Here is a 16293-nt window from a genome sequence, read left to right as displayed (position 1 = left end):
GTTAGCCTACCGAGGCGCTTAATCGACGCTGGAGCGTGGGGAGCCAGCCGAAAATCAATGCCAGTAGAAAATCAATGGGTTGGTTTTTAGACAGCCTCTAAGGCATCGATGTAACCTGCTGCTTGTTGGCGAGTTATCATTCGGTTGCCCTGGATAGGATCCTCGAGCGGGATGAAATTTGCCCGCGGCGTGCGACAATAGGGGGCCTTGGAAGATTCAAGGTGCCCTTGACGGAAATCGCTTAATAGCTCTGCTTTCTCGCCGATTCCGAAATCATGTTCAGTATCGTCGACCGCTATATCCTGCTGGAAGTGCTCAAGGTCTTTACGGCGATTCTGGGCACCTTCCTACTGGTCGTCCTCAGCATGCTCTTTCTGCGCACCCTGGAGGAGGTAAACGTGGGTGCCCTCGGCAGCGACATGGTCATACGTTTTGTGAGCCTGCAAGTTGCGCGAGATATCTCCAGCTTGATGCCTCCGGCGTTTTTCATCTCCGTCCTGATTGCACTCGGCCGTATGTCCCGCGACAACGAGTTGATTGCGCTGAGCGCCTGTGGACTGGGGAGTGGGCGCATTTACCGCTCCCTGTTCTACCTCGCGTTGCCGGTTGCCCTCTTAACGGTCTGGTTTTCCTTCACGCTGCGACCCCTGGTGGTTTCCGAGATCCAGAAGATACTGCATCAGCGCAAGGATCAGGCACATCAGGTCAGTGGAATTAAGCAGGGGCGTTTCTACCAACACGAGCAGGGGCTGGTCACAATCTATGTGGAAAAGATCGAGGGCAAAAAGCGGTTACGCAACGTCTTTATCCACGACCGTCGCCAGGAACGGATCAGATTGGTGATCAGTGAAACAGGAGTGCGCCGGGTCGACGAGGCGTCGGGCGATCAGTTCGTGACCCTGCTGAACGGACGGCGTTACGAGGGGGTTCCAGGGCAGCCCGACTATTCTATCAGTGCCTTCGAACGCTACAATCAGCGCCTCGAGGCGACGGGACTTGAACACTTCCAAAACAGGAAACGTGCCGGCTTTCAGACCAAAACGCTTCTGAGCTCCGAGGATTTGCAGGATCAGGCGGAGCTGCAATACAGAATCGGTGGTCCGCTTGCCATCTTTACCTTGACGTTACTGACGATTCCTTTGACGGTAAAATCGCCGCGCCAGCGCACTAGCGGCCGCATATTCCTGGCTCTTTTGACCTACTTCAGCTTCTTCAATCTGCAACGTCTGGCGGAGACTTGGTTCGAGACCGGGGTCACGCCGAGCTGGCTCGGAAGCCTCTGGTATCAGGCGTTGATACTGGTACTGGTGCTCGCGATTCTGTTGCCGGAAGGCCACTGGCGGAAGCGGTTGATGCGGCGTTCGCCACGCACGGTCCCGGTATAGGGGATCGTACCAATCGATGGTCCCTACCAGATATGCAAGGCCTTATGCCCTTGAGGGCACGGATATTCGGCCAACCGGCGGCCGATAACCCCGCTGCCCCCGTTACCGGATAACGGCTTACCTTCCAGCGAGGCTCCGCCTCAGACCAACAAGGCGTGAATTTTTCGGCTGGCTCCCCAGGCTCCAGCGTGGGAGCAGATCGCGACGCTACAGCGTCGATTAAGCGCCTCGGTAGGCTAACAGCCAACGCCTGTCAGCACAGAGGAGCTGAGTCCGCTGGAGCGGACACAACGGCGTTCCCACGCTGGAGCGTGGCAACAAGCGCGAAATTTTCAGATTTTATGTCCTAAAATCAGTATCTTAATTTTTAGACAGCCTCTCAGGATGGGAACAATGCGACTACACGATCAGTAGTCGGTTGCTTCACGACTCCCTTTTCCGTAATCAACGCGGTTACCAGTTCTGCCGGGGTAACATCAAACGCCGGATTACGAACCGAGACCCCTGGTGCGGCCCACTGGCAGTCCCGATAGCCCGTCACCTCATCCGCGGCACGCTCTTCGATGGGGATTGCAGAACCATCCGCAATACCGAGATCGATGGTCGATAGCGGACAGGCCACATAGAAAGGAATCTCATGGCGCCGCGCCAACACCGCTACCATATAGGTACCGATCTTGTTTGCCACATCACCGTTGGCCGCGACCCGATCCGTACCCACAACAACCGCATCGATCTCGCCCCGGCTCATCAGATGCCCGGCCATATTATCGGAGATCAGGGTAACCGGAATCTTCGCCTGCACCATTTCCCAAGCGGTCAACCTTGCACCCTGAAGAAACGGGCGCGTCTCATCCGCGACCACTGATATCTTCTTGCCTGATGCTACCGCAGAGCGAATGACACCCAGCGCTGTGCCATGTCCGGCCGTCGCCAGTGCACCTGCGTTACAGTGGGTCAATACACGCGCACCATCGGATAACAGATCCGCGCCGAAGGTACCCAGTGTACGATTGATCCGAATATCTTTCGACAAAACCGCGTGCGCTTCCTCCAGCAACTTCGCTGCTATTTGCGATGGAGCAGAAACCGACATGGTATCCATGCGGGTACGCATGTGCTCCAGGGCCCAAAACAGGTTCACCGCGGTAGGTCTACTCCCGGCCAGAACCTCGAATGCCTTTTCTATTCCGTCCCTGAAGGCTTCAGGACCCAGGTCACGAAGCTGCAACGCCTCCAACGCAACCCCATAAGCCGCCGCGCAGCCAATCGCCGGGGCGCCACGGACTACCATCGAGCGAATCCCATCCGCCACACCAGCCGCCGAGTCATACGAGATGTATTCAAAACGAGCAGGCAATACTCGCTGGTCGATCATCTCCAAACGGCCATTTTTCCACCTTAATGTCTCCACATCACTCCCAATAATCCCGGCCATGATATCAGCCTCCCTCAAACTCACAGAGCGAGAACACCCAAAATAGAAAAGGTGCAGCGCTTGCCGCCCTTAAACGGGTCGTTGCCGTAGGCGATGCTTAGATAACCCGATCATTACCGCCGTCCACCGGCACTTGCGCCCCGGTGGTCTTGGCAAAGGCCGGGCCGCACATCTGTATGACCAATTCGGCAACATCCCGGCTGGTCACTTCGGTCTTCAACACATTGTTACGCCTGTACTCATCCACCGACAGGCCATAGTGGGCAGCTCTCGCGGCCAGCACCGCTTCTGTCCAGACCCCGGTGTCGAATACCGCATTGGGATGAAGGGAGTTGACCCGAATCCCGTCCCCGCCCCATTCAAGGGCTGCAACCCGCGCCAACTGGTTCAGGGCGGCCTTGGAAGCGGAGTAGGAGGCTGCGCCGGGGCCGGGGGCGGGCACATTCTTGGAACCGATGATTACCACGCGCCCCCCCTTAGGCGCCAGCTTAAGGAAGGGATGGGCTTGGCGCATCAATACCAGGTTGGCATCCAGGTTCAATGCCATCACCTTGCGCCATTGGTCCAGTGGCAGTTCGGCGATCCTGCACCCACCGGGAAATACCCCGGCATTCAGCACCAGCATGTCCAATCCGCCAAAGGCATCCGCGGTTTTCGTCAAAACCTCCTTGAGCCTGCTCTCGGATGTCACATCGCCCACCAGGCCGAGGTAATCAGGTCGCGTATACAAGGTCTCGATCCCCGGATCGATATCCACACCTACAACAGCGGCACCAGTTGCCAGCAAGGCGCCCACGCAGGCCTTGCCGATACCGGAGGCGGCACCGGTCACCAAGGCAATTTCCCCGGCAAACCGGGACGCTTTACCGGCCTTCTTCAACTTGGCCTGTTCGAGATCCCAGTATTCCATATCGAAGATATCCCTGGCCGGTAGGGCCCGATAACCGCCTAATTTCTCAGCACGCTGGATAATCTCCATGGTGTGCCTGTAGATATCCGCTGCGATCCCTGCTTCCTTGGCAGACCGTCCGACCGTACACATCCCAAGTAGGGCGTCGAGTACCACGCGCGGGGCGGGGTCGAGCATGGTCTTGCGTTCTTTAGCCAGCGGCTCGTTCTCGGCAAAGTAAGCCTTATAGGCAGTAACATAGGCATCCACATCCTTGCCGATCATCGGCAGCCGCTTGGTGCGGATCACATGGTCCGGCGTAGCTGGCCCTTGCTGCGCAATCGACTCAAGATCCCGACGTGAAACGAAAGACATTGTTGGGGGGTCCGTGTGACGGTGCATGATGACGGGGAAACCCGCCGCATCGGCGATCCGGCTCCGCAACCCTGCGAGCCGAAGACCCGCATCCCGGTCGTGCTCTGTGGGGTCGTCGGTGATGTCCCAAGCCGCCTGTGATCGCAAATAGGCATCGGCCTTCCCCACCAGATAAATCATGCGCTCATAAGACGCTTTGGCGGATTCACCAAAGGAAAAAATGCCGTGGTTCAGCAACACCATACCGATGGTGTGCGCAGTCAACTCCGCGTCCAGTCGTTCCGCACAGAGGCGAGCCAGATCAAAGCCGGGCATCACATAGGGAATGACAATGACCTCGTCCCCATAGATCCGGCGTATCTTCTCTTCACCCGCGGGTGAATTGGTTATCGTGACCACCGCATCGGCGTGGGTATGATCCACATACTTGTGAGGGATGACGGCGTGCAGAATCGCCTCGACCGAAGGCACCGGGGCGGTAGCACGGGTCATATGGGTGACTAGCTCGTTCACCATCTCCGGGTCGGAGAGTGAAGGCAATCCGGCAAGCCGCTGCAAATGCTCCAGCCGAACCGGGGAAAAGCCTTCCGCCTCGATAGTCTCCAAATCCCAACCGCTGCCTTTTACATAGAGAATCGCTTCCTCTACGCCAAAACGGTCTTTTTCTACGACCTTGACCGAGGTATTACCACCGCCATGCAGAACCAGTGATTTGTCTTTTCCCAGTAACCGGGAAGAATAGACTCTGGATGCAATATCATCTCCCACTGGGATATCGACGATGTCCTCATCGTTCCACAGGCTGTTCATCTGACAACTCCGATATTGTGGCTTGGTGTCTTTGTGTGATGCAGAAGAAACAATGGGCCACGAGTTCCGGATGCTGCAAGTGATTGAAAATGCAGGAAACGGGAGCGCACGTTATTCCGTTTCCACCCCGCGACAGCCCACGAACGGGCTGTTGCGACACCCTCTCAAGGTTGAAAGATGATCCGTTCCACATATTCACAAAGCGTGTGAGCCAGGACAATATGGACCTCCTGGATCGTGCTCGTCGTAGCACCCGGCGCAAGGATGCAGTAATCCGCCTTCTCGCTTGCCCGGCCACCGTCGCGGCCGGTAAATACAATGCTTGGTATCCCTTTCTCTCGGCAGGCATCCAGCGCCTTGAGGATGTTTCCCGATTGCCCGGAGGTGGTGATACCGAGAAAGATATCTTTCTCTGTCATTTTCCCGGTGACCTGACGGGCAAAGAGGTGTTCATGCCCGTAGTCATTACCGATCGCGGTCAGGATGGAGGTGTTTACGGTGAGTGCTTCGGCAGGGAGAGGGACACGGTCTCTTGCCAACTTGACAACGAACTCCGCCGCCAGGTGTTGGGCATCCGCAGCGGACCCTCCGTTTCCGGCGATGTAGAGCCGGCCCCCCTTTTGGTAACGCTCGGCTACCGCGTTCGCTGCTGTTTCGAAAACACCAAGTTGGGTACTGTCCTTCAGTAATTGTTGTTTGGCGTTGATGGATGCCTGAAGGTTATTTTGGAGTAGTACGGATGGCTGCATATCTGTTCTCGCTCCCTGGATGATCTACCGGCAGTGATCCACGGGCCCATCCATGCTCAGGTCTCCCGGTTGGGATGGAAGGCCGTGTTCAGCCTGCTTTGTGGCGCCAGGTATAGACCGCGGTTACGGCATAGTTCCAGACCACCCCGACCAGGATGCCGGCAAACGCCGATATCACCCAATAGGATTGGGCCTGGAACAAATAGGTGGCGATTCCGACATTTGCGATCGCACCGATGCTGCATGCGAGGACGAAGGATAGCCAACCCCGGAGCAGCTGCCACCGGCGCAGGCGCAGATCACGGTAGGTCAGCATATTGTTCAAAAAGAAATTGGTGGTCATTGCCACCAGTGTCGCTACGGCTTGACCGCTAATGAACGAGGCGCCCAGCAGCCGAAACAGGACCCAGAGCACAACCATGTGCACGATCACGCCAGAGCCACCGATCAGCGAGAAACCGATGAAGCGCACCGGGATCATGGACCCCATGGTCTTCTGCAGCAACATCAACAGATATTCCCAGAGCACGGCGTTATCGAGCTTGCTCTCACCGGCCCTGCGCTCGCGAAAGACATAGGGGATTTCCTTGAAACGCAACGGGCGCGGCGACGAGGCGAAGATGTCGAGCAGGATCTTGAATCCGATGCCGCTGAGATTGCGCACGCAGCCATGCAGCAGGGTCGAGTTCAGCATAAAGAATCCGCTCATTGGATCGCTGAGATCCGCCTTGACCAAAGTCCGAGCCAAGCGACTTGCGAACCGGCTCATGGACCGGCGGCGCCGGTTCCAGGTTCCAAGGCTGCCACCCTCCAGGTACCGGCTGCCGACGACGATATCGAGCCCTTCGCGCTTGAGTGTCTGCAACATGGACGGCAACAGCGTCTCGTCGTGCTGCAGGTCTCCGTCGAGCACCGCGAGATAGGGTGCAACCGTGGCAAGCATGCCCTCGATGCAAGCCGAGGACAGTCCACGCCGACCGATCCTCCTGAGCACCCGTACCCTGCGGTCGCGCCGGGCGATCTCCTGTGCCTTGGCGGTGGAACCGTCGGGGGAGTCGTCATCGACGAAAATGAGCTCCCAGTCCAAACCCTGGAGACTGTGCCGCAACTGCTCGGTGAGCGCCTCGATATTGCCGGCCTCATTGTAGACAGGGACGATCACCGCCAGCTCGGGCGGTGGGCAGTTTTCCGGTAGAGGGTTGGACTCGGACATATTCCCCGCTGGGTCCCTTTCCCCATGGAGCGTGAACGGACCGGCGCGCTGTTCAACGCCTGTCCTGCACAGGGTGTGAGACTAGTACCCAATTTCACCCAATTTTGCTAGTTTTCATTTCGAGCGGAGCGAGAAATCCTTATCCCGACGGAGGAGGAATCTTGTACCCAAACAACACCCTCACTTCGTATAGAAGATCTCTCCCTTCGGTCGAGATGACAGATGGTTTTACCGGAAAATTTTGCTGAAACGGGGTGCTAGGGGCTATTGACATTTTGGAGTGCGGCGGCGACTTTAACTCGGCACTGACAGAAAGCTGCGGGACTCGAAGTAACCGCGGCGTTGTCGAACGGAAATTGCCCACCGCCGCTTTGGATTCGGCAAGGCTCCCGTCCCAACCAGGCATTGCGGCCAGGGGAAAGCGCCGTCGCCACGGCGCGGGTAAACTGTGATCCCCGGGCTCCTAAGCAAACACCGCTGGTATTCCCTGTGAGTGCGGATCGATTCGCTCGCGCCGCTTTGCCGACGCACTCCAAAATGTCAACAGCCCCTAGATCCGTTCCCATTGGTCGTCACGCAAATTCAGGCGAACCATTTCTACCCCCTAAATGGCTTGGTGGGGCCTAGTCTATCAGGTTAAAAGTCAAGAGTACCCAGCGAGACTCCGCCTTAAGCCCACGAGTGCACAACTCGAGCTTCGCGGCGAAACCCCAATCGGACAGGATTTACAGGATTACACAGGATTGACAAGATTCTTGTCATTCCTGAATTTCCTACGCCCGATCACGCGCTTATCAAACCAGCAAGCGCTCTTCACAACAAAAAATCCGGTTAATCTTGAAAATCCTGTTAATCCTGTACGATTTGGTTAGCGAGGCTTCGCTTTAAGCCCACGAGGCGTGAATTTTTTGTGCCGTGCACACAAAACTTGACCCATTTGTAAAAGATGCGGGTCCATCAAGGAATCCTAGTGCCCTCGCTCTGCCCGTGTCTTCCGGTGCCAGAGGTATGGCCTTGCTCGTCGCAATCGACACGGCTAACATCCTAGCCGTTTCGCGTCCAGTGTGGTTGGACTTCCTTATCGCTCAGGAAAGATTTTCAAAAATGAGTAATCCATTTTCTCGCTTGGTCCGCATCCAAGTCCCGGAATCCGTCGACTGCGACCCCTCCGGCAAGAACGCCCCCTTCCAGGTCACCATCCTGGCCGATGGGCGGATCCCCTTCCCGCAGGTCATCCTGTACGCCCAGGGTCGGCAGCACCTGATCAAGGACCGGATGATCAAGGCATCCGGCACGGACGCGGACGGACGGGTCACCTACGTCGCTTCCATACCCGCGGGGCTCGTGGGGCCTGGGGAGGTTGATATCCAGGTGGAAGGCTGTCGGAAGGCGGATCTGCGGCAAGCCGGTGACGGCGACTGGATCAAGGAATATCTGCGGGTCCATATGCGACCGGATGCGGCGGCAGGCGGGTCGGCAGTGGTCGCGCAGCCCAAGCCCAAGCCAGTGCCCAGGGTGACCCTGAAGCCAGGCGCCTTCAGTGCGGAGCCAAAGGTCTACTTCGGTATCCACAAACACATGCACCAGCCTTACTACCAGGCGACCGATCGCAACTACTGGGACGGCGAGAAAGAGGAAATCTTCGGCTCCCGCGGGGGTCCCTACACGGAGTTCATCCCGGCGGCGGTGCGCCAATACATCGACGGCGGGCTGCCCCATGCAGGTCTGTCCACGAGCTGGAGCGGCACCCTTATCGAGCAGCTCAATCGCTGTGCCCGCGAGGGCCTGTGCGGTGGTCGTTTCGGCAATTGGACGAGGGAGCTACGCCAAATCGCCGCTGCAAAGACCGGCTTGGGAAACCCACGGGTGGATTTCACCGCCTTCGGCTTCTTCCACCCCCTCATGGCACTTATCCCAGGGCGTAACATCGTCGAGCAGATCACTCGCCACCGAGAGCTGGTGCGCGAGACCTTCGGGGTCGAGACATCGAACGTGCTGTTCCCGCCGGAGACGGCCTTCCATGTGCGCATGATCCCGGCCCTCAACCAGGCCGGTATCGAGGCGGTCATCTACGACTCGATCCATCGCTTCCGCACCTGCAAGGAATATCCCTACGCCGGCATCAACGAAGGGATGCTGCCCCCCAATCCGGCGGATCAACGCAACCCCCCGGCCAACGATTGGTTGCAGCTACACAACATCTGGGCCGGCTCCCGGATCGCCCCCAGCCTCCTGCGGCCCGAGTACGTGCAATACGAAGACCCCGAGGGGCAGATCCACAAGATTATCGCCGTGCCCGCCGAGCGTTACATCGGCAACGAAGACGCCCGCGGTGGCTTCGGCGCCCTGCAGTATCCGGACGTGCTGGGACAGGTCTATGATCAGATCCTGGCCACCGGGACCTATGACCCCAAACATCCCCCTTTCTTCGTCTTGCATTCTGACGGAGACAATCACGGCGGCGGGGCGGAGAGCTATTACAAGCACAACACCGGGGCCCTGGTGGACTGGATCAGGCGTGATCCGCGCTTCGACCTGATCACCATCCGGGACTACCTGACGCTGTTTCCGCCCGATCCCGACCGGGCCGTCCACATCGAATCCGGCTCCTGGAGCGGCGCGGACAACGGCGATCCCCAATTCATGAAATGGTTCAGCCGCTATAATGAGCCCTACTCGCCGGATCTGAACTCCTGGGCCGTGTTGACCGCGCTGCACAACGCCGTCCATACCCTGGCAGACGCGGCGACCAGCCGTGCGAAGCTGGGTGAGGCCTCCCGCCTGATGTTGACGGCGGAGACCAGCTGCTATTGGTACTGGACCGGGCAGACCGAGTGGGACGCCCAGGTGACCAACGCGGCCAACGCCGCCTACACACTGATCAAGGGCGACCTCGACCGGCTCATCTCCACGGGCAAGGACAAGACCGGGCCGACCATCTTCCCGCCCTGGATCATGCCGGAGAATCCAGGCGGCAAGAAGTGGGGGCAGGGCTGCCTGGAAGACGCGCCGCGCCAAGGTGTGGTGCACAGCTTCATCCACGACCTGTCGGGGCTTAAGCGGGTGTCACTGGTACTCCGCACGGCCAAGGGCGAAAAGACCATCGCCATGACCGACCAGGGCCCCTATCCGTCACAGACCAGCCCGAGGGCTAGGGCGCGTTTCTTTACCGCGGAGCTACCGGTGGGCGCGGGCGAGGTGAGCTACTACATCCAGGCCGAGGACACCAAAGGGAACCGCTCGCGCAGCTCCCTGGAGCGGGTCTATCTGGCGTGAACGGCAGGACCGACGAACCCGCCTCGCCCTGCGTCGGCGTCTGCAAAATGGACCCGAACACCGGCCTCTGCCGGGGCTGCCGGCGGACCCTGGACGAAATCGCCGGCTGGACGGCTTTCAGCACGGCCGAGAAATTGGCTGTGCTGGAGCGGCTCGGCAACTGGCAGATTTGGTCCGGGGGAAAATTCCCGGTTGAAAAAGATACAAGCCTCATCTATAGTCAAAAGCGTTGACACCATCACGTGTATGGTGGCACACATGAAGGATTGGGGATTCCCGGTCGGCATCTGGCCTCGGTGGAAACACCGAGGCCTTATGCTTTCTAGGGGAAGCGTTTCAGTCCCCATCCATCGCGTCGCCCTCGGCCATTCGCGTAGAACTTTCTCTCCAAGACCTCAAAGGCCCGATTTTCCCGGTCAGGCCGCAGCATTTTGATGCCTACGGGACGTGCCACGAGATCGGCCATCTGTAGTCCGGACGAATTACTTTTTTTGTCGGCAAAAATAAGCTCAAACGGTAGCTTGACGCCTTCATAATTGCTGCCGCTGCATATTCCGCGGAACTCCGACTCCAGTTCCGTATCCTCCTGTTTTCCCCTTCTCTCGACGATAATGTGTGTCCGGTGCTCCTCCGCTCCCTGTGAACGCAGAAAGTAAAACAGCCGTTCAAGCCCGAATCCCAGCGCTATATGATAGGGGTTGCCCGGATTGGCATATCGTCGGCGATGCAGGTCCTTGTCAATCACGGAACAGATCAGAGTAAATGGCGTGGCCGCCACGATGTGGGTCAATGCATTGAGAAAGTCCGCCTTTAGCTTTGGGGTTTTCAGGAAGGCGAATTCCTTTCGATCCTTGCGGATATCGGCCTCGTGTAAAATCACCTGGTCGTGACCAAAATGGTGGAATTTGAACTCTTGCAATGCCGGAACCAGTTGGCTCGAATAAACTGCCTTCCGAAAAATACAGAATGCCAACACGAATACAGGATAGTCAGGATCGATGGATTTCAGGCCATGGTCACCACTCTCATCGACATAAATGATGTAGTCTGAGAAATGAGGCATTATCAATACCTGCTTGAACTTCTGGTCTGATTCGAGGAAATCATTATGGAATGTATTTATGTATCGGAAGCGCGTTATATCAAGGACTTCAAGATATTCCTGAAATTCAATACCGGAGAATCGGGAGAAATCGATCTTAAAGATATTGTATACAGGTATGATATTGCAGAACCCTTACGCGATCCCATTCGTTTTTCAAAATTTTATCTCGATTCATGGCCCACCCTGGCGTGGGACTGTGGTTTTGATGTCGCTCCCGAATCACTCTATTTGAGAGCAACCGGTAAATTATCGACGACAGCTACTAAATTAGGTTGAAGTGAGGACGAATCCCACCGAAATCACACGAATCCTCGCAGATCGATTCGCGCCGATTCGCACGATTCGTAGTTTTCCCTTCGGAACTGCCGGTGGGGTCGGTGAGGTGAGCTACTACATCCAAGCCGAAGCTAAACAGGAAGGTGAATTTCTTTCGATCCTTGCGGATGTCGGCCTCGTGCAAAATCACCTGGTCGTGACCGAAATAATAGAGTTGTACCGCTTGACATCTAAACAAACAACACCCATGGTAGCCGACGATTGGTAGCTGGTAGCTGGTACACGGTACACGGTACACGTAGGATTCCAATCAACCATGACCATTCGTACTCGTTTCGCCCCTTCGCCGACCGGTTATCTGCACGTGGGAGGTGTCCGCACGGCGCTCTTCTCCTATCTCTTCGCCCGCAAGCACGGTGGAGTCTTCATCCTGCGCGTCGAGGATACGGATCCGGAGCGTTCCAGCGCCGACTCGGTGAATGCCATCCTGGAAGGGATGACCTGGTTGGGCTTGGAATATGACGAGGGGCCCTTCTACCAGACCGAGCGCCTGGGGCATTACAACCAGGTGATCGACGATCTTATAGAGCAGGAGCTTGCCTATCGTTGTGACTGCTCCATGGAGCGTCTGGACGCCCTGCGCAAGGAGCAGATGGCCAGGAAAGACAAGCCACGCTACGACGGCCACTGTCGCCACCGTGACCTGGGGCCGGATCAGCCGCATGTGGTGCGCTTCCGCAACCCCGACGCGGGGGAAGTGGTGGTGGAGGACCTGATCCGCGGTCGCGTGGTATTCAGCAACGAGGAGCTGGATGATCTGATCATCCGTCGCGGCGACGGCTCTCCCACCTACAATCTGACCGTGGTGGTGGATGACCGGGACATGGGGATCACACACGTCATCCGTGGCGATGACCACCTCAACAACACCCCACGCCAGATCAACATGCTGCGCGCCCTGGGTTGGAGGCCTCCGCGTTATGCGCATGTCCCCATGATCCTGGGCAAGGACGGCACGCGCCTATCCAAACGGCACGGGGCCGTAAGCGTCGTTGCCTATCGGGACCAGGGCTATCTCCCCGAGGCCCTGCTGAATTACTTGGTGCGCCTCGGCTGGTCCCACGGCGATCAGGAGCTTTTCTCCCTGGATGAGCTGGTTGAGCTGTTCGATATCGATCAGGTCAACAAGGCCGCCGCCAGCTTCGATATCGATAAGCTGGATTGGCTCAACCAGCACTACATCCGGCACGGCGACCCCAAGCGTATCGCCCATCTGCTGAGTCCCCATCTAGGCCGGCTGGGTGTCGATCCTGCGTCGGGTCCCGATTTGGTGGACGTCGTTCTGGTCCAGCAGGCGCGGGCCAAGACCCTGGTGGAGCTGGCCGCGATCAGCGCCTTCGTGTACCAGGATTTCGATGCCTACGATGCGGCGGCGGCCAAGCAGCACCTGCGGCCGGCGGCCAGGGAGGCCCTGGAGCGACTGCGAGAGGCGTTCGATATGCTGGCCCTGGAGGACTGGGAACCGATGACCCTGGAGCACACGGTGAAACAGGTCGCACAGGCGCTGGATGTCAAGCTGGGCAAGGTGGCCCAGCTGCTACGCGTGGCCCTGGTGGGGCGGGCCGCCTCGCCGGGTATCGACGTAACCTTGCAGCTGGTGGGAAAGACGGCGACCCTGCGCCGCATCGACAAGGCGCTTGCATATATTCGAGGCAGGGCAATCGAATAATAAATATGTAGAGGCTGATGTTGGGGTTCGTTCCTCACCCCAACCTACTCGGGCTCGCCTTTATTCGGGGCGGTTTGTGGCGACATTCTTAATATCCACAGATTTTCGCAAACGAAACAATCTGTGAAAATCTGCGCAATCTGCGGATTCAAAACACGCACGCAACCTCGGCTCTTGAGACCGGGGTGGTGAGCAGAGTCCCGGTGGGCACAGCCCATCTACAGGATCATGTTTTCGGGAAGGTTCATACGCGCTTGTTTACCGCCGCTATGATCTCCGGTAGGACGATATTGAGTTCCAGGACCTCACGGCTGTCCTCCTGCTCGTAGTTGACGGATACGGCGCTGACGTCCACATCCGCATACTTGCGGATGACCTCCAGGAGCTCGCGCTGGAGCTTCGGCAGGTAGGATGGGCGGTTACGTTCGGTGCGGTCATGGGCAACCAGGATCTGCAACCGTTCCTTGGCGATGGCGGAGGAACCTTTGGGGCGCGGTGAACGTAAACGGAAGATGTCCAGTAATCGCATGGCTCACTCCCTGAAGAGTCGGCTGAAGAAGCCCCTTTTCCGCGCTTCGAGGAAGCGGTGCGGAAGTTGCTCACCCAGATAGCGGGCAACCATATCGCTGTAGGCCTGTCCGGCCTCACTTTCCGGGTCCAGGAGCACGGGCACCCCCGAGTTGGAGGCGTTGAGCACGGATTTGGACTCGGGAATCACACCGAGCAGATCCAGCGACAGTATCTCCTGCACGTCTTCGACGCCGAGCATTTCGCCCCTAGCGACGCGCTCCGGCGAGTACCGGGTCAGCAGGAGGTACTCGTGGATGGGCTCGGCGTTGGTCTCGGCGCGGCGGGACTTGCTCGCCAGGATGCCGAGCATGCGGTCCGAGTCGCGCACCGAGGAGACCTCCGGGTTGGTGACCACCACCGCATCGTCCGCATAGTACATGGCCATGGTCGCCCCGTGCTCAATGCCGGCGGGTGAATCGCAGACGATATACTCGAAAGTTTGCGCCAATTCCTCTAAGACCTTGCCTACGCCCTCCTTGGTCAGGGCCTCCTTATCCCGGGTCTGGGACGCCGGCAGCACATACAGGTCGTCGCAGCGCCGGTCGCGGATCAGGGCCTGATTGAGGTTCGCCTCATCGTTGATGACGTTGACGAAGTCGTAGACCACGCGCCGCTCACAGCCCATGATCAGATCCAGATTGCGCAGGCCGACGTCGAAGTCGACCACCGCAGTGCGATTGCCCCGCTGGGCCAGGCCCATAGCCAGCGAGGCGCTCGTCGTGGTCTTGCCGACGCCGCCCTTGCCGGAGGTGATAACGATGATTCTCGCCAAGATTCCGCCCTCCTTAAGGCGCGTGATCGCTAAAGGAAGCACCGATCGACTCGGCGGTTCCTGCAGTACAAGAATGGACTAGTACCTCATTTCACCCTATTTTACGTTCTCAGGCTCGTAGGGTGGGCTGTGCCCACCAACACCGTACCTGGCTGGTGGGCACAGCCCACCCTACGGGTTACGCGCAAAATATGCAGAAATGGGGTACTAGGGGCTGTTGACATTTATTCTTAAGCGCGGACGATTGCGAGGAAATTTTCTTAACTGAAAGGCGCGGCGAGGGGAAATAGTGGACCTATTTCGACGCGCCGCAACGCCGTCAGCGCGGAACAGGGCTGCAATGGACCCGAGAATGATGAATGTCAACGGCCCCTGACATCAGAGTTTTTCTATCCGCAGTATTTCCTGATCCAGGAAGATCTGTACCGGTATCCCTTTGAGTACGTCCGGTATACGCTCGCTGACGCGGTAACGTCCAGCCACCGACACCAGCTCCGCTTCCAATGCCTGACAGAAGATCCGGGCCTCGGCATCGCCGCTCATGCCGGCCATGGCTCGGCCTCGCAAGGGGCCGTAGACGTGAATGTTACCGTCGGCCAGGAGCTCGGCCCCCGAGCTGACGGGACCCACCACCGAGAGGTCGCCCCCCATGGCGTAGACCCGTTGACCCGATCGCACCGGTTGCGTTACCAACTTGGAGGTTCTCCCTGAGCTCGGTTTAATGGTCCCCGGTGCCTGCTCGGCAGCCTGTGCAGCGGGTTTTGGCACCGGCTCGGCGGTAGCTTGCCCGGGGTTGCTGATAGTGGCCTCTCCCATGATCGCCAGCTCCATGACCTCGGCGGCCTGGTTCTGAAAGGCATTGCCGCCCCGCACGCCCACGGGGATCATGCCGTACCCGCGCAGGAGGCCCACCAACAGGGGAAACTGGATATCGCTCGCACGCGGGGGGAGCGCCGAGAGATCGACGACCACGGGCGTGTTGCGGAAGAACTCCGGTGCCTGGTCCATCTTCGTGCCCAGCTGTTCCGCTACCCCATCCATGTCGGTATCAAACAAGTGAATAACGGGCAGGGTAAAGGCCGCCGCCTTGAGCTCGACCGCCCCGGCAGGAGTCTTCCCTTCTGATTCTGGTTTGACCACCATTGATCTCGTTATTGATCAGATCCCCGCGCTCCAGGAGAGGGTGCACTTCCCCCCCCATGGAGCGAGGATGTCGCGGCAATACCGCACGCTACCTGTCGCCTGTGGATTTTGCGGAAGGCAAGACACGCCTGTCGGACCCGAGTGTAAGGCGTGATAGCTCATCGTTGGCCTTCCCTCCCCATACCGGGAGGTGGAACCCAACCGCCGGTGGATGCGAGCGGCGTGCAGCGCGCGGAAAATCCATGGATGACGGGTATCATACTAACGCCTGAACGCGGCTAGGCAAAGCATCACCGATGCGGTTCGCGCCTCCTCGCAGTGCCGTCCGGTAAGACCTGCCGCGCTCACCGCATCCTACGGCCTGAACGCGGCTAAGCAAAGCACCTGTTTCCCGTCTACCTCGGTTGGGGGACCACTGCATGGAGCGGCTACCTCAATGCCATTAAGTTAGCTGCCGGCCGCTGGTCGTGGTAGGTCGGGTTAGGTGCGTGCTTCGGTGTTCGGTTGGATCACAGGATTGGGGCGCGCCGTAACCCGACAGACGATGATGGGAGCCAGCCTGG

Annotated in this window: 14 protein-coding genes; 6 read left to right on the top strand and 8 right to left on the bottom strand. The window is 58.4% G+C overall.

From position 1 onward, the window contains the following. Positions 1-275 precede the first annotated feature (275 nt). Positions 276-1385, top strand: a complete 1110-nt coding sequence (gene lptF, locus BQ17_RS04355) for an LPS export ABC transporter permease LptF (protein WP_089724607.1) — start codon at positions 276-278, stop codon at positions 1383-1385. Positions 1386-1764: 379 nt separating this feature from the next. Here the strand turns inward: lptF and mtnA are convergent, their stop codons facing one another. From mtnA to BQ17_RS04335, 4 genes are all read right to left on the bottom strand, one after another. Continuing rightward, complete coding sequence (mtnA, locus tag BQ17_RS04350) at positions 1765-2823, bottom strand: S-methyl-5-thioribose-1-phosphate isomerase (RefSeq protein ID WP_089724605.1); 1059 nt, start codon at positions 2821-2823, stop codon at positions 1765-1767. A 97-nt stretch (positions 2824-2920) separates the two neighbouring features. Next, complete coding sequence (locus tag BQ17_RS04345; RefSeq protein WP_089724604.1) at positions 2921-4897, bottom strand: bifunctional aldolase/short-chain dehydrogenase; 1977 nt, start codon at positions 4895-4897, stop codon at positions 2921-2923. Positions 4898-5061: 164 nt separating this feature from the next. Beyond that, entirely contained in the window at positions 5062-5646 is a 585-nt protein-coding gene (locus BQ17_RS04340) for a D-sedoheptulose-7-phosphate isomerase (RefSeq protein ID WP_089724602.1), read from the bottom strand. Positions 5647-5734: 88 nt separating this feature from the next. Then, positions 5735-6859, bottom strand: coding sequence for a glycosyltransferase (locus BQ17_RS04335; RefSeq protein ID WP_089724600.1), 1125 nt, complete (start codon positions 6857-6859; stop codon positions 5735-5737). Positions 6860-7963: 1104 nt separating this feature from the next. Between BQ17_RS04335 and BQ17_RS04330 the strand changes: the two genes are divergently transcribed. Further along, positions 7964-10135: a polysaccharide deacetylase family protein gene (locus BQ17_RS04330; protein WP_089724599.1), complete on the top strand. Its 2172-nt coding sequence runs from the start codon at positions 7964-7966 to the stop codon at positions 10133-10135. Next, positions 10132-10368, top strand: a complete 237-nt coding sequence (locus BQ17_RS04325) for a DUF1289 domain-containing protein (RefSeq protein ID WP_256091479.1) — start codon at positions 10132-10134, stop codon at positions 10366-10368. Before BQ17_RS04330 ends, BQ17_RS04325 begins: the two co-directional genes overlap by 4 nt. An 89-nt stretch (positions 10369-10457) precedes the next feature. On the opposite strand, the gene BQ17_RS04320 is transcribed toward BQ17_RS04325, so the two are convergent. Next, positions 10458-11198 carry a DUF3800 domain-containing protein gene (locus BQ17_RS04320; protein ID WP_089724596.1) on the bottom strand — a complete coding sequence of 247 codons (741 nt, stop codon included), beginning with the start codon at positions 11196-11198 and terminating at the stop codon, positions 10458-10460. Between the two features lie 45 nt (positions 11199-11243). Here BQ17_RS04320 and BQ17_RS04315 point away from each other — a divergent pair, with 45 nt between their 5' ends. The 3 genes from BQ17_RS04315 (at position 11244) to gltX (ending at position 13245) form a co-directional block, all read left to right on the top strand. After that, positions 11244-11516, top strand: a complete 273-nt coding sequence (locus tag BQ17_RS04315; RefSeq protein ID WP_089724595.1) for a DUF2442 domain-containing protein — start codon at positions 11244-11246, stop codon at positions 11514-11516. A gap of 106 nt (positions 11517-11622) precedes the next feature. Further along, positions 11623-11784, top strand: a complete 162-nt coding sequence (locus BQ17_RS21450) for a hypothetical protein (protein WP_176722288.1) — start codon at positions 11623-11625, stop codon at positions 11782-11784. Positions 11785-11832: 48 nt separating this feature from the next. Next, positions 11833-13245, top strand: a complete 1413-nt coding sequence (gltX, locus tag BQ17_RS04305; protein ID WP_089724591.1) for a glutamate--tRNA ligase — start codon at positions 11833-11835, stop codon at positions 13243-13245. 244 nt (positions 13246-13489) lie between these two features. Here gltX and minE read toward each other — a convergent pair whose 3' ends face one another. From minE to minC, 3 genes are all read right to left on the bottom strand, one after another. Continuing rightward, positions 13490-13774 carry a cell division topological specificity factor MinE gene (gene minE / locus BQ17_RS04300; protein WP_089724590.1) on the bottom strand — a complete coding sequence of 95 codons (285 nt, stop codon included), beginning with the start codon at positions 13772-13774 and terminating at the stop codon, positions 13490-13492. Between the two features lie 3 nt (positions 13775-13777). Beyond that, complete coding sequence (minD, locus tag BQ17_RS04295) at positions 13778-14587, bottom strand: septum site-determining protein MinD (RefSeq protein WP_089724588.1); 810 nt, start codon at positions 14585-14587, stop codon at positions 13778-13780. A gap of 378 nt (positions 14588-14965) precedes the next feature. Then, a complete protein-coding gene (minC, locus tag BQ17_RS04290; protein WP_089724585.1) occupies positions 14966-15730 on the bottom strand; it encodes a septum site-determining protein MinC in 765 nt (254 codons plus the stop codon). Positions 15731-16293 lie beyond the last annotated feature (563 nt).

It is taken from the genome of Candidatus Thiosymbion oneisti (genome assembly GCF_900092655.1).
GTDB classification, from domain to species: Bacteria; Pseudomonadota; Gammaproteobacteria; order Chromatiales; family Chromatiaceae; genus Thiosymbion; species Thiosymbion oneisti.
Note: the sequence above shows the minus strand (reverse complement) of the source record. Positions and strands in the feature narration are given on the sequence as shown.

Excerpts from the sequence above, each read along its gene's own strand:
- lptF (WP_089724607.1), top strand. The coding sequence starts at position 276 with ATGTTCAGTATCGTCGACCGCTATATCCTGCTGGAAGTGCTCAAGGTC.
- mtnA (WP_089724605.1), bottom strand. The coding sequence starts at position 2,823 with ATGGCCGGGATTATTGGGAGTGATGTGGAGACATTAAGGTGGAAAAAT.
- BQ17_RS04345 (WP_089724604.1), bottom strand. The coding sequence starts at position 4,897 with ATGAACAGCCTGTGGAACGATGAGGACATCGTCGATATCCCAGTGGGA.
- BQ17_RS04340 (WP_089724602.1), bottom strand. The coding sequence starts at position 5,646 with ATGCAGCCATCCGTACTACTCCAAAATAACCTTCAGGCATCCATCAAC.
- BQ17_RS04335 (WP_089724600.1), bottom strand. The coding sequence starts at position 6,859 with ATGTCCGAGTCCAACCCTCTACCGGAAAACTGCCCACCGCCCGAGCTG.
- BQ17_RS04330 (WP_089724599.1), top strand. The coding sequence starts at position 7,964 with ATGAGTAATCCATTTTCTCGCTTGGTCCGCATCCAAGTCCCGGAATCC.
- BQ17_RS04320 (WP_089724596.1), bottom strand. The coding sequence starts at position 11,198 with ATGCCTCATTTCTCAGACTACATCATTTATGTCGATGAGAGTGGTGAC.
- BQ17_RS04315 (WP_089724595.1), top strand. The coding sequence starts at position 11,244 with ATGGAATGTATTTATGTATCGGAAGCGCGTTATATCAAGGACTTCAAG.
- gltX (WP_089724591.1), top strand. The coding sequence starts at position 11,833 with ATGACCATTCGTACTCGTTTCGCCCCTTCGCCGACCGGTTATCTGCAC.
- minE (WP_089724590.1), bottom strand. The coding sequence starts at position 13,774 with ATGCGATTACTGGACATCTTCCGTTTACGTTCACCGCGCCCCAAAGGT.
- minC (WP_089724585.1), bottom strand. The coding sequence starts at position 15,730 with ATGGTGGTCAAACCAGAATCAGAAGGGAAGACTCCTGCCGGGGCGGTC.